This is a genomic window from Pseudomonas fluorescens (assembly GCF_900636825.1).
Taxonomy (GTDB): Bacteria; Pseudomonadota; Gammaproteobacteria; order Pseudomonadales; family Pseudomonadaceae; genus Aquipseudomonas; species Aquipseudomonas fluorescens_BG.
The window spans coordinates 2,577,896-2,591,321 of record NZ_LR134318.1 but is presented as its reverse complement, the minus strand read 5'-3'; the positions used below and the strand labels follow the sequence as shown (position 1 = coordinate 2,591,321).

Annotated in this window: 10 protein-coding genes; 7 read left to right on the top strand and 3 right to left on the bottom strand. The window is 61.0% G+C overall.

Annotated features, from left to right (window positions below):
• Window positions 1–87: 87 nt before the first annotated feature.
• The 3 genes from EL257_RS11705 to EL257_RS11695 all read right to left on the bottom strand — a co-directional run bounded on the left by EL257_RS11705 (window position 88) and on the right by EL257_RS11695 (window position 5,862).
• Window positions 88–2,721, bottom strand: coding sequence for an excinuclease ABC subunit UvrA (locus tag EL257_RS11705; protein WP_126362704.1), 2,634 nt, complete (start codon window positions 2,719–2,721; stop codon window positions 88–90).
• Window positions 2,722–2,927: 206 nt separating this feature from the next.
• Window positions 2,928–5,039, bottom strand: a complete 2,112-nt coding sequence (locus tag EL257_RS11700; RefSeq protein WP_126362702.1) for a hybrid sensor histidine kinase/response regulator — start codon at window positions 5,037–5,039, stop codon at window positions 2,928–2,930.
• A 133-nt stretch (window positions 5,040–5,172) separates the two neighbouring features.
• Window positions 5,173–5,862, bottom strand: coding sequence for a GntR family transcriptional regulator (locus EL257_RS11695; RefSeq protein ID WP_126362700.1), 690 nt, complete (start codon window positions 5,860–5,862; stop codon window positions 5,173–5,175).
• Between the two features lie 140 nt (window positions 5,863–6,002).
• Here EL257_RS11695 and EL257_RS11690 point away from each other — a divergent pair, with 140 nt between their 5' ends.
• The 7 genes from EL257_RS11690 to EL257_RS11660 all read left to right on the top strand — a co-directional run bounded on the left by EL257_RS11690 (window position 6,003) and on the right by EL257_RS11660 (window position 13,389).
• Window positions 6,003–7,088: an ABC transporter ATP-binding protein gene (locus EL257_RS11690; RefSeq protein ID WP_126362699.1), complete on the top strand. Its 1,086-nt coding sequence runs from the start codon at window positions 6,003–6,005 to the stop codon at window positions 7,086–7,088.
• 1 nt (window position 7,089) lies between these two features.
• Window positions 7,090–8,007, top strand: coding sequence for an ABC transporter permease (locus EL257_RS11685; RefSeq protein ID WP_126362697.1), 918 nt, complete (start codon window positions 7,090–7,092; stop codon window positions 8,005–8,007).
• Window positions 8,004–8,792, top strand: coding sequence for an ABC transporter permease (locus EL257_RS11680; RefSeq protein WP_038368894.1), 789 nt, complete (start codon window positions 8,004–8,006; stop codon window positions 8,790–8,792). Before EL257_RS11685 ends, EL257_RS11680 begins: the two co-directional genes overlap by 4 nt.
• A gap of 18 nt (window positions 8,793–8,810) precedes the next feature.
• Window positions 8,811–9,863, top strand: coding sequence for an extracellular solute-binding protein (locus tag EL257_RS11675; RefSeq protein ID WP_126362695.1), 1,053 nt, complete (start codon window positions 8,811–8,813; stop codon window positions 9,861–9,863).
• 171 nt (window positions 9,864–10,034) lie between these two features.
• Window positions 10,035–11,231: an amidohydrolase family protein gene (locus EL257_RS11670; RefSeq protein ID WP_126362693.1), complete on the top strand. Its 1,197-nt coding sequence runs from the start codon at window positions 10,035–10,037 to the stop codon at window positions 11,229–11,231.
• Window positions 11,228–12,715, top strand: a complete 1,488-nt coding sequence (locus EL257_RS11665) for an amidohydrolase family protein (protein ID WP_126362691.1) — start codon at window positions 11,228–11,230, stop codon at window positions 12,713–12,715. The genes EL257_RS11670 and EL257_RS11665 overlap by 4 nt, the downstream gene beginning before the upstream one ends.
• Window positions 12,716–12,726: 11 nt before the next feature.
• Window positions 12,727–13,389, top strand: a complete 663-nt coding sequence (locus tag EL257_RS11660) for a flavin reductase family protein (protein WP_126362689.1) — start codon at window positions 12,727–12,729, stop codon at window positions 13,387–13,389.
• The last annotated feature ends 37 nt before the right edge of the window (window positions 13,390–13,426 follow it).

Here is a 13,426-nt window from a genome sequence, read left to right as displayed (position 1 = left end):
TGATGTGTGCCGCAACAACTCCAGATTCACCGCAAAACCCTGTGGGAGCTAGCCCTGCTAGCGATGGCGTCGGTCTGAGCGCCGCGATCATCGGCTTAGCGCTCGCGCGAGAAAAGGCGCAGTCTTGCTTTTCTTGCTGGCCGCGACTTTCTGCGGGGTGCCCGCCGCAACAATGCGGCCGCCCTGATCCCCCGCCCCCGGACCGATGTCGATCACCCAATCACTTTGCGCCACCACGCGCATTTCATGCTCGACCACGATCACCGTGTGCCCCGCCGTCACCAGCGTATCGAGTTGTTCCAGCAACCGATCGACGTCGCGCGGATGCAGCCCCGTGGTCGGTTCATCCAGCACGTACAGCGTCGCGCCGCGCTGGGTGCGTTGCAATTCGGTCGCCAGTTTGATCCGCTGCGCCTCACCGCCGGACAGTTCCGTCGCCGGTTGCCCCAAGCGCAGATAACCCAGGCCAATATCGCGCAGCACTTCCAGCGAACGACGGATCCCCGGCTGCCCGGCAAACACCGTTACAGCCTCATCCACCGTCAGTTGCAGCACCTGCGCGATGCTCAGGCCTTGCCAGCGAATCGCCAGGGTCTGCGGGTTATAGCGAGCGCCGTGGCAGGTCGGGCACGGCGCGTACACGCTGGGCATGAACAACAACTCAACGCTGACAAACCCCTCGCCCTCGCAGGTGGCGCAGCGGCCCTTGGCGACGTTGAAAGAAAATTGCCCGGCGTCATACCCGGCGTCACGCGCCTCAGCAGTCGCGGCGAACAGTTTGCGCACATTGTCGAACAGCCCGGTGTAGGTCGCGAGGTTCGAACGCGGCGTGCGCCCGATCGGTTTCTGATCGACCTGAACCAGACGCTTGATCGAATCCAGCCCCGCCGTGATCTGGCCGCTGCTGGGCGGCGGTGCATCGTCTTCAAGACTGGGCTCATCCGCTTCGGCTTCGACCACAGGACGCCCCAACTGCGCGCCCACCAGTTCCAGCAAGGCCTGACTGACCAGACTGGATTTGCCGGAGCCGGACACGCCGGTCACTGACGTGAAGCAGCCCAGCGGAAACTCGGCGCTGAGACTATTCAGATTATTTCGGGTGATGCCCTCCAGCTTCAGCCAGCCGCTCGGCGTACGCGCGGTGCGAGCGGCACCTTGTTGCTCAGCGAACAGATAAGCGCGGGTCTGCGAATCCGCAATCTCGGCGAGTCCGGCGGGCGGGCCGCTGTACAGCACGCGCCCGCCCTTCTCTCCCGCCGCCGGGCCGACATCGATCAGCCAGTCGGCGCGACGCATCGTTTCCACGTCATGCTCAACCACGAACAAGGTATTGCCGTCAGCCTTCAAGCGCTGCAGCGCTGCAAACAACGCCTCGCCATCAGCCGGATGCAAACCGGCGGACGGCTCGTCGAGTACATAGATCACGCCGAACAGCTGCGAGCCCAATTGCGTCGCCAGCCGCAGACGCTGCAACTCGCCGGACGACAGCGTCGGCGTGCTGCGTTCCAGGGCCAGGTAACCGAGGCCCAGATCCGTCAGCGTGCTGACCCGCTCCAGCAGATCTTCGGCGATCCGCTGCGCTGCCAGACGCTTCTCCAGCGACAGATTCGGCGTATGCCGCACATCCGGAGCGCTGGCGTGCCCGCTGGCACCGGCGGCCACGCGCTGCTGGCGAGCCTCGCGGGTTTGCGCATGCGTGAGGGTCTCACCGGTCTCGTCGGCGTGTTCCAGATAATTCGCCGCCGCAACTGGCCGCAGCACTTCGGCGACTTGCAACAGCGGCATCTGCGACAGCTCGCCGATGTCGTACCCGGCAAACGTCACCGACAGCGCCTCGCGCTTCAGGCGCTTGCCGTCACACAACGGGCAAGGACTGCCGCGCATGAACTGCGAAACGCGCTTCTTCATCAGCGCGCTCTGCGAATGGGTGAACGTGTGCAGGATGTAGCGCCGCGCACCGGTGAAGGTGCCCTGATAGCTCGGCTCCATCTTGCGTTTGAGGGCGACGCGAGTTTCTTCCGGGGTCAGCCCGGCGTAGACGGGAACCGTCGGCGTTTCTTCGGTGAAGAGAATCCAGTCACGCTGCTTTTTCGGCAGTTTGTTCCAGGGAATATCGACGTCGATGCCCATGGTCACCAGGATGTCGCGCAGGTTCTGCCCCTGCCACGCCAGCGGCCAGGATGCGACCGCGCGTTGGCGGATGGTCAGGTTCGGATCCGGCACCATCAGCGCTTCGGTGACTTCGTAAACCCGCCCAAGCCCGTGGCATTGCGAGCAGGCGCCTTGCGGTGTATTCGGCGAGAAATCTTCGGCGTACAGCATCGGTTGCCCCGGCGGATAACTGCCGGCGCGCGAATAGAGCATGCGGATCAGACTCGACAGAGTTGTGACGCTGCCGACCGAAGACCGCGCGCTCGGCGTACCGCGTTGCTGTTGCAACGCCACAGCGGGCGGCAGACCTTCGATGGAGTCGACATCCGGCACCCCGACCTGGTCGATCAGCCGCCGCGCGTATGGCGCCACGGATTCGAAGTAACGCCGCTGCGCCTCGGCATACAACGTGGAAAACGCCAGCGAAGATTTGCCGGAACCGGACACACCGGTGAACACCACCAGCGCATCGCGGGGGATATCGACATCGACATTCTTCAGATTGTGTTCACGCGCACCACGCACTCGAACCATGCCGGCGGGCGCTTTGGAGTTACGCTTGGAAGTCATGGGCGGGCCTTGTCTGGATAGTAACGATCTGCGGAACAACAGCGACCCTCGAGATGAGCAGGATCATTGGGGCGAGGGGATTCATCCCCGATGGAGTGCGCAGCGCTCCCCTGCCGATTTTCGCTCGAACCGCATATTCAGGATCTACGACTGCTGCGCAGTCGATCGGGGATAAATCCCCTCGCCACAGCAAAACTGTGCGCGCCTCAGGCACTCAACACCGCACGCAACATTTGCAATAACGCGTGCGGGCTGTAGGGCTTGCCGAGCAGATGCGTGTCCGGGCTGAGTTGGTGATTGCGCGAAATGATGTCGCGGGTATGTCCAGAGGTGAACAGGACCGGCACGGGCGGCGTCTGTACCTTGGCCCACGCGGCCAGGTCAGAACTTTTGATCAGCCCCGGCATGACCACGTCGGTAAAAATCAGATCTACTTCAGCACCTTCGAGCAACATTTGCATCGCCACGTCGCCATTGGCGGCGGTCAGCACCCGATAGCCTTCTTCGCGCAACAATTCGACCGCCGAAGCGCGCACCGCATCGTTGTCTTCGACCACCAACAGCGTTTCATGACCACCGCTCTGCTGCCGCGGCAGGCTGGGCGAATCATTCAGAATCGGCCGCAGACTGCGCGGGAAATACAACTGCACGCACGTGCCCTTGCCGAGTTCACTGTCGATCTCGACATGCCCGCCGCTCTGCTTGACGAAGCCGAACACCATGCTCAGCCCCAGCCCGGTGCCCTGACCGTCGGCCTTGGTGGTGAAGAATGGCTCGAACACCTGCTCGAGAATATGCGGCGGGATACCCACGCCGCTATCGCTGACCGCGACCCGGACAAAATCGCCGGGGCCGATGCCTTTGCCGTTGCAAAACTCCGCACCCAGACGAACGTTCGCCGCGCTCAGGCCAATGGTGCCCTCACCTTTCATGGCATCACGGGCGTTGATCGCCAGATTCAGAATCGCGTTTTCCAGCTGATTGCGGTCGACATTGATGTGCCACGGCGCTTGCGGCAATTGCACATCAATCTGAATGGTTTCGCCGAGTGCCCGCTGGAGCAATTCGCCGACGCCTTCGAAAATCTGCTGCGGATTACACACCGCTGGCGACAGCGGTTGCCGTCGGGCAAACGCAAGCAGTTGCGAAGACAGTTTGGCGCCGCGCTCGACGGCGGCCAGCGAGGCACTGACGCGCCGTTGCACGTTGGCATTGTCGGGCTCATGGCGCGCGAGCAAATGCAGATTCCCGGCGATTACCTGCAGCAGATTATTGAAGTCATGGGCGACGCCGCCGGTAAGTCCACCGATGGATTCGAGCTTCTGCGACTGGCGCAATTGCTCCTCGGCGGCCATCCGCGCCTCGACCTCATCAGCCACACGCTGTTCGAGATTACGGGTGAATTTGAGGAGCGACTCTTCGGCGTTCTTGCGTTCGTGGATATCGATCAGTACGCCAGGAAAACGCAACGGCCGGCCATGTTCATCGAACTCGCAACCACCGCTGGCCAGCACCCACAGATACTGCCCGTCATTGCGTCGAACCCGATACTCGGCGTTATACGGTTCGCCGGTCTGCACGGATTGGTCGACCCGCTCGCGCACCCATTCGACATCATCCGGATGAATACGCGATTCGGCGATGTCCTGGGGCAGATTGCTCAGGTCCTGATCCTGCGGATAGGAGAATGTGCGAGCGAAACGCTCGTCAGCCGACAACGTATTGTTTTTCACGTCCCAGACGAACGAGCCGAGCAAAGCGCCGGCATTCAACGCCAGACGCACCCGTTCGTTATCGGCTCGATAAGCGTCCTCCGCCTCCTGACGCAGTCGCTCCGAGATCACCAGTTCGGTAGTTTCCACCACCATCGCCATGACCCCGGCGGGCGCGCCAGCGTCGTTGGCCACCGGGCTGTAATAAAGGTCGAGCCAGACATCTTCCGGGACGCCATCACGCAACAGCACTAAATGCTTGTTGCGAAACGACAAGGTGCCGCCGGCCAGACAGGTATCGACCACATGCCGATTGAACTCGGCGACTTCCGGCCACCCGAGTTCGACCGGCGAACCGAGCAGATACGGATGCCGTCCACCGGCAAACTGCGAATAAGCGTCGTTATAGACCATGAAGCCGGCACGGCCCCACAGCATGACCATGGGCAGTGGCGAGGCCAGCATCAATTGCACGGTGTTGCACAGACTGGCTGGCCAATGGGCCAGCGGGCCAAGCTCGGTGTTGCTCCAGTCGAACGCACAAATGCGCCCGGCCATTTCGCCCTTCCAGCCTTCGCAACCGTGGCTATTGGATAAAAACTCCATCGACTGACTCGGTGTCCTGTGCTGGTTGCCCGATTGAGCGCTACGCCAGTGAAACGCGACGCCCGAGTGTTTCGAGCGCCTTGATCCGCATTGGTTTCATTGAGTTATAGCCGACTTCATCGCCGGCGGATGATCACACCCCAATCAGGTGCTTGAGCGGATGGTAGCCAGTTTTCATCTTCGCGGCGACGTCGAGAATGGCCTTTTCGATGCCATTCAAATGCATGCAGGTCAGCTCAATGGCCGCGCTCTGATTGCCGGCCTCGATGTACTCGATCAAGCGAAGATGTTCATCGTCGCGGCAGACTTCGTGACTGTCGTCATCGAGCGCGGCAGCGTACAGCGAGGCGCGGGAGATCAGCTTCTGAAACCAGTCGATCAGGACCGGATTGTTCAAGCTGCGCGCCAGTTTGATGTGAAATTCGCCGAGCAGATGAATCAGCCGTTCATGATCCCCGGCAGCGTGGGCGGCATCTTCCAGCAGCAGGTGCTCCCGCAGGTCCTGCATCGCGGCGCTGTCCTTGCGTCGGCACAGTTCGGTGACGATACCGATCTCGATCAGCCGACGGGTTTCGAACAGCGAACGGATCTCTTCGTTGCTCGGCAATGACACCGACGCACCTTTATTGGGCTCAGTGGTGACCAGTCCGTCGGCCTCCAATTGCTTCAACGCCGCGCGCACCGACGTACGGCTGACATTGAATAATTCGGCCAGCGATGCCTCACCCAGCTTCATTCCGGGTCGCAGCGAACGCTTGCTGATCGCCTCGTAAACCCCTTGGTAGACGCGGTCGACCGTGGTTTCCAGCTTCTTCTCGGTCATTCGAACACTCCTTTAGCGTCGGGCAACCCGCCCCTGGCGATGACTGGCCACGGAAAAAGGGGGTTGCACGCGCAGATTAATCCGGGTATTTCTAAATTGCATTCAGATATTGCATACAATAAATAAAGGATTGCACCAATATGGGTCAGCCAACAGCAATTGAAGTGCGCAATGTTTCAAAACGATATTCTGACGATCCTGGCCTGGCGCCAGCCCTCGACAACGTGTCGGTGAACATCGCCGATAACGAATTCTTCACCCTGCTTGGCCCCTCGGGCTGCGGCAAAACCACCTTGCTGCGCACCATTGCCGGCTTCGAGCACGTCAGCGAAGGCGAGATTCGCCTGGCTGGCGAACCGGTCAACGATCTGCCGCCGTTCAAGCGCCGGGTCAACACGGTGTTCCAAAGTTACGCGCTGTTTCCGCACATGAGTGTGGCGCAGAATATCGCCTTCGGGCTCGAGATGCAGGGTCTTCAACGCAAGTCGATTCCGGATCGGGTCAGCGAGATGCTCGCGCTGGTGCAAATGGAGCACCTGGCCGGGCGCAAACCGGCTGAATTGTCCGGTGGCCAACAGCAGCGCGTAGCGCTGGCCCGTGCCCTGGCGCCGAAACCGAAAGTGCTGCTGTTGGACGAACCGCTGTCGGCGCTAGACCTGAAGCTGCGCAAGGAAATGCAGGTTGAACTCAAGCGCGTGCAGAAAGAAGCCGGCATTACGTTCATTTTCGTCACCCACGATCAGGAAGAAGCGCTGACCCTGTCCGATCGCATCGCAGTGATGTCTGCTGGCAAAATCCTGCAGATCGGTACGCCGACTGATATTTACGAGCACCCCACTCACCGATTCGTCGCCCAGTTCATCGGCGACATCAACTTCCTCCCCGGCCAGCTCAAGCACGGCGAACACAACGAAAAACTCTTCGTGCCCAACGGCCTGCCGATTGAAATTCCCTGTCAGCAGCAAAGCTTCACCGGCGGCAATGTGCAACTGGCGTTCCGCCCGGAGCGCTCGCAACTGGTCGACCTCAATCAGCCGCATCACCTGCGTGGTGTGATTGAAGCGGTGCTCTATGTCGGCACAGCGACGCTGTACCAGTGCCGGCTGCACAACGACATCAAAGTCATGCTGCGCGAAAACAACGAAGGCCTAAACCGTGGCCGTGCCGTCGGCGAAGGCGTGGCCGTGCACCTGCCGCCGCACGCCTGCCTGTTGATGGAGGCCTGAGATGAGCGTTAGCAGCACTTCCCCCGCTCTCAACCGCGCACTATTGCTCAGCCCGGTGGTTTTGACCCTGCTCGCCCTGATCGCCATTCCATTGGGGATCATGGGTTACATCAGCTTGCTGCCGCGCAACACCTACGGCGGCGTCGACTGGCAGGCGCAATGGCAACTGCAAAGCTACGTGCAGCTGTTCTTCCAGGAAGGTTTCGACGGCGAACTGGAGCTGAACTGGGTTTACGCCCAGGCATTGTTGCGCTCGGTGCTGCAGGCTGGCGGCACCACCGTGTTGTGCTTTTTGTTCGGCTTTCCGGTGGCGTTGTGGATGTCGAGCCTGACCCCGCGCCGGCGCAATCTGATGGTGTTGCTGATCACCATTCCCTTCTGGACCAACCTGCTGATCCGCAACTACGCCTGGCTGATCATTCTCCGCGAACAGGGCTGGGTCGCGCAGAGCCTCAACGCGCTGTTGCCCAGTGCCGGCGGCATCACCCTGCTCTATAACGACTTCGCGGTGAGCGTGGGTCTGGTCTACAGCTTTTTGCCGTTCATGATTCTGCCGATCTACTCGACACTGGAAAAACTCGACTGGCGTCTGGTGGAAGCCGCCTATGACCTTGGCGCCAATCGCTGGCATGCGTTGCGGCGGATCATCCTGCCGCTGTCGATGCCCGGCGTGATAGCCGGTGCGCTGTTGGTGTTCGTGCCGAGTCTTGGCGCGTTCATCACCCCGGCGATTCTTGGCGGCGGCAAGACGCTGATGATTGGCAACCTGATCCAGCAGCAGTTCGGCACCGCACGAAACTGGCCGCTGGGCAGTTCGCTGTCGTTCCTGTTGCTGGCGATTCTGCTGGTCTCGCTGGTGCTTTATGCGCTGTACAGCCGCCACGCGGCGAAGACTATCAATCGGGGGGCGAAAGCATGATTTCCCTGCACCTGAAAAAACTCCCGGCGACCCGCGAAATCAGCTTGCTGATCCTTGCGTATCTGTACTTGCCGATCTTCGTGTTGATCGCCTACAGCTTCAACGCCAACCGTTCGGCGACGGTGTGGACCGAGTTTTCGTTCGCCTGGTACGGGCGGATTCTCGCCAACCCGTCGATTCAGACGGCGGCGCTGAATTCGATCATCGTCGCGACCATTGCCACGGTATGCGCCACGGCGATTGCGCTGCTCGCGGCGCTGGCCACTTATCGGCCGTTCTACGGGCAAAAGATGGTCGAGGGCGGGATTAATCTGCCGCTGATCCTGCCGGAGATTGTCACCGCGGTGGCGACCCTGCTGCTGTTCATGGCGCTGGGCATCAAACTCGGCTTGCTGACGGTGATCGTCGCGCACATCGGCTTCTGCATTCCGTTCGCCTACCTGCCGATTCGCGCGCGGCTCAATGATCTGGACAAGAGCTTGCTGGAAGCCGCCAACGATCTGTACGCCAATCCGTGGCAGGTCTTCCGCCGCGTGACATTGCCGCTGCTGTGGCCGGCGGTGTTGTCCGGCGCGGTATTGGCGTTCGTGGTCAGCCTCGACGATTTCATCATGACTTTCTTCGTCGCCGGGCCCGGTTCGACGACTTTGCCGGTGTACATCTTCTCAGCGATCAAGGCTGGCGTAACGCCGGAAATCAATGCGATCTCGACGCTGATGCTGCTTATTTCCATCGTCCTTGTGGTGCTGGCCTTCTGGCTGGGCCAACGCGGTAAACAACAATAATTCTGGAGCGCTCCGTTCATGAAAATCAAAAGCATGCGTCTGGCGGTATCCGGTCTGGCCCTGAGTTGTCTGACGGCATTCAGTGTTCACGCGGCCGAACCCAAACAGTTGTTTTTCTACAACTGGACCGACTACTACCCGGTCGATTTGCTGGCCAAGTTCGAGAAGGAAACCGGGATCAAAGTGACCATGGACGGTTACGACAGCAACGAAACCCTACTCGCCAAATTACAGGCCGGCGGCGCCGCGTATGACGTGATCGTGCCGTCGCAGTCGATCATGCAGACGCTGATCAAGCAGGACCTGCTGATGGAGATCGACGCGCCGAGCCTGAGCAATTTCCAGTACGTCAAAGGGCCGTTCCGCGATCCGAGTTTCGACCCGGGGCGCAAGTTTTCGGCGCCGTATCTGTGGGGCACCACCGGTTTTTCTTACGACAGCGCGCGGGTGCCGGGCGGCAAGCTGGATGATTCGTGGAAAGAATTCTTCGAGCCGCGCAAGGAGCTGCAAGGGCAGCTCGCCGCACTCGATACGTCGAGCAGCGTGATCAACGCCGCCAGCCATTATCTGAACGTCGACGAATGCAGCGAAAACCCGCAGGACGCCAAACGCATTCTCGAATTGCTGCAGAAGCAGAAACCGTTCCTGAAGATGTACAGCTCCGACAATACCGTCGATCGCATGGCCTCGGGCGAGGTGATCATGATGCAGAACTGGAACGGCTCCACCGCCCGCGCCACCTTGCAGAAAAGCACGATCAAGTACGTTTACCCGCGTGAAGGTCTGGCGATGTTCCAGGACAACTTCGCCGTGCCGAAAAGCGCACCGCATCCGGGTAACGCGAAGATCTTCATCGACTGGATGATGAAACCGGAGAACGCCGCAGCGGTTTCCAACGCTATCGCGTATGCCAACGGCATTCAGAGCGACTCGCTGCTCGACCCGAAATGGAAAGTCATGGACGCGATCAACATGCCCGACGAATACGCCTCGCGCCTGCGCCCGGAAAAGGAATGCAGCAACAAGGCGCGGGAGCTGCAGGATCGGATCTGGTCGAAGCTCAAGGGTTGATCAACTGGCTTGAAACCGAGGCGCGGCCATCGCTAGCAGGGCTAGCTCCCACAGGGGATTTTGGTTGTCCACGAATTTTGAATTCAACACTGACCACATGTGGGAGCTAGCCCTGCTAGCGATGAGGCCCGCTCGGCAACCACAACTTTCTGAGACATGAATGAGGTTGATATGACCCAACCACACTGGCTCCGCAACGTGCGCCCCTACGGAGCCCCAGCCGAAGACCTGCTGATCGACCACGGCCGGTTCAGCCAACGCCGCCCGGCCAGCAATGCGCCGCTGGCCGCGAGCGACATCGACGGGCAAAACCGTTTGCTGACCGCGGCGCTGGTCGAAAGCCACGTGCACCTCGACAAAACCCTCTACGGCCAACCCTGGCGCCCGAACAGTGCCGGGCCGACGCTCAAGGATTACATCAGCAATGAGCGGCGCATCCTGCGTGAAGTCACAGCGCCAATCGCCGAGCGTGCCGGCGCGCTGCTGGAAAACTGCATCGCTCGCGGCTCGCTGACGATGCGCTGTCATGTCGACATCGATCCTGAATTCGGTCTGCGTCACGTCGAAGCCATGCAGCAATTGCGCGAACGCTACAAGGATCTCATCGACCTGCAACTGGTGGTCTTCCCGCAAACCGGCCTGATCAGTCGCCCCGGCACCGCCGAACTGATGCGCGAAGCGATGGCGCTGGGCGTGGAAAACGTTGGCGGTCTCGACCCGTGCGGTATCGACAATGACCCGATCGCTCAGCTGGATTTCGTCTTCAAACTGGCGGCTGAATTCGCTCGCGGCGTGGATATTCATCTGCACGACAAAGGCGAACTGGGCCTCTGGCAGATCGCGCTGATTGCCGACTACACCGAGCGTTTCAACTTGCAGAACCGGGTGATGATCAGCCACGCCTATTGCCTCGGCATGCTGCCTTGGGCGCAGGTCAAACCGGTCGCAGAACGCTTGGCGGCGTTGGGCATTTCCCTGATGAGTTCGGCACCGGCCGACTGCGCAGTGCCGCCGTTTCTGGCGCTGCGCGAAAGCGGCGTGAATGTCTGCCTGGGCTCCGACGGGATCCGCGATGCGTGGTCGCCGATGGGCAATGGCGACATGCTCGAGCGGGCGATGTTGTTGGCGTTTCGCTTTGATCTGGGCAAGGACGATGAACTGGCGGCGGCATTCGAGGCGGCGACCGTGAATGGCGCGCGGGCGCTGGGCGCCGAGGACTATGGGTTCGGTGTCGGGCATCGTGCGGACTTTCTGTTGATGCCGGTCGAAACTCTCGGCGAAGCAGTCGTCGCGCGACCGATGCGTGAGGTTTACCGCGGCGGTGAATTGATCGCCAGCGGCGGGCGCTTGCTGAGCAGCCGCTTGTGAAGCGTATTGGCCTGAAAGCCAGTTGCGTAGTCGGCTTCGACGGCACGCAACATGTGCTGTGGCGCGACGGCGAAGTGGTGTTCGGCGGTTCGCGCATCGAGTTTGTCGGGCGCGGTTACGCGGGGCCGGTAGATCAATGGATCGACTATGGCAATGCGTTGATCGGCCCCGGATTCATCGATCTGGACGCCCTCGGCGATCTTGATTCGACGGTACTGACCCTCGATAACGACGATGAGCGCGGCATGGGCCGCATGTGGTCGGCGGACTATCTAGCGGCCGGTCCGCGCGAGACGTACAGCCCGGAACAAGAGCGTTTCAAATACCGCTACGCCTTTACCCAATTGATCCGCAATGGCATCACCACGGCGATGCCGATCACCTCGATGTACTACCGCGAGTGGGCGGAAACCTACGATGAATTTGCCGGGGTCGCCGCCATTGCCGGCGAACTCGGGCTGCGCACCTACCTCGGCCCCTGCTACATGAGCGGCATGAGCTACTGGCAGGCCGACGGCACCCTCGGCCATCACTGGGATGAGGCCCGCGGACTCGCCGGGCTCGATGCCGCTGAGCGATTCTTCAAGGATTTCGACGGCGCCCACGACGGCTTGATTCGCGGTGCGCTGTTGCCGGATCGCATCCAGACCTGCAGCCCAGCGTTGTTGCAACGCACGTCGGCTTTGAGCCGCGAACTGAATGCGCCGATGCGCCTGCATTGCTGTCAGGGCCTGGGCGAAGTGGCGATGGTCGAGCAATTGCGCGGCGCTTCGCCGCTGGGCTGGTTGCAGCAACTGGATTTGCTCACCCCGCGTAGTCTGCTGCCGCACGGCATTTACACCGACGGCGACGACGACCTGCAGCGGGTGATCGACGGCGGCGCGAGTCTGGTGCATTGCCCATTGGTGTTCGCTCGCGATGGCGAAGCACTGGACTCGTTCGGCCGTTACCGCGCCAAAGGCATCAATTTTGCCCTGGGCACGGACACCTGGCCGGCCGATTTGCTGGAGAACATGCGTCACGGTCTGAACATTGCGCGGCTCATGGAGGGCGGCCCTTCACTGACCAGCGGCCTCGACCTGTACAACGCTGCGACGCTTGGCGGCGCTCGGGCGCTGGGCCGTGATGACCTTGGCCGTCTGGCCCCCGGTGCGAAAGCCGACATTACTGTGTTCAGCCTGCGCGGCATGCATTTGGGGCCGCTGTTCGATCCGCTGAAAAACCTGCTGTTGGCGGGGCGCGGCGACGACTGCATCGCCAGTTACATCGACGGTCGATGTGTGATGCACGACGGTCAGGTCAACGGCATCGACTACCTCGCACTGCAACGCCAGGCGCAGCGCCAATACGAAACGCTGATGCGCAGCCACAGCGACCGGGCGTCCGGAAGACCGGACTGGAAAACCCTGTTCCAGCCGGCCATTCCATTCGCCGACGACTACAGCCTCAATGCGCCATTGAGCGCGATCGATCCCCTCGCCTAGAGATTTTTGCCATGCACAGTTTCGATTTCAGCCAACTCAGCCCGCGGGAAAAATACAAAATCCTCATCGGCAGCGTCGTGCCCCGGCCGATTGCGCTGGTAACCACCATCGACGGCGAAGGCCGAGTGAATGCCGCACCGTTCAGCTTCTTCAATGCACTGTCGGCGGATCCACCGATCCTGGCGCTTGGCGTCGAAAATTACGGCGATCAGAGCCCGAAAGACACCACGCGCAATATTCAGTTGAACCAGGAATTCACCGTGAACATCGTCAGCGATGCGCTGGTGGAGGCGATGAACGTCTGTGCGGTGCCGTTCGCACCCGGTTTCGATGAGCTGACGGCGGCGGGCCTGACCGCGATTGCGGGTACCGCAGTGAAATGCCCGCGCATTGGCGAAGCGCCGGTCGCGTTGGAGTGCCGCCGGATGATGGCGCTGAACATCGGTCAGTCGCGGGAAATCATTTTTGGCGAGGTGTTGATGGCGCATGTGCGCGATGAATTGATCGACCCGAAAACGCTGTATATCGACCAGTTGGGGCTGGATGCCATCGGCCGCATGGGCGGCCACGGTTATGCGCGAACCCGCGACTACTTCGACCTGCCGACCCGCTCGTTGCAAGCGTGGACGGAAGCGCCGGGCGGCGGCGAACGGTTTTGGCCTTCTGCCAAATAAACGTCAACGGCAAAAGATCGCCGCCTGCGGCAGCTCC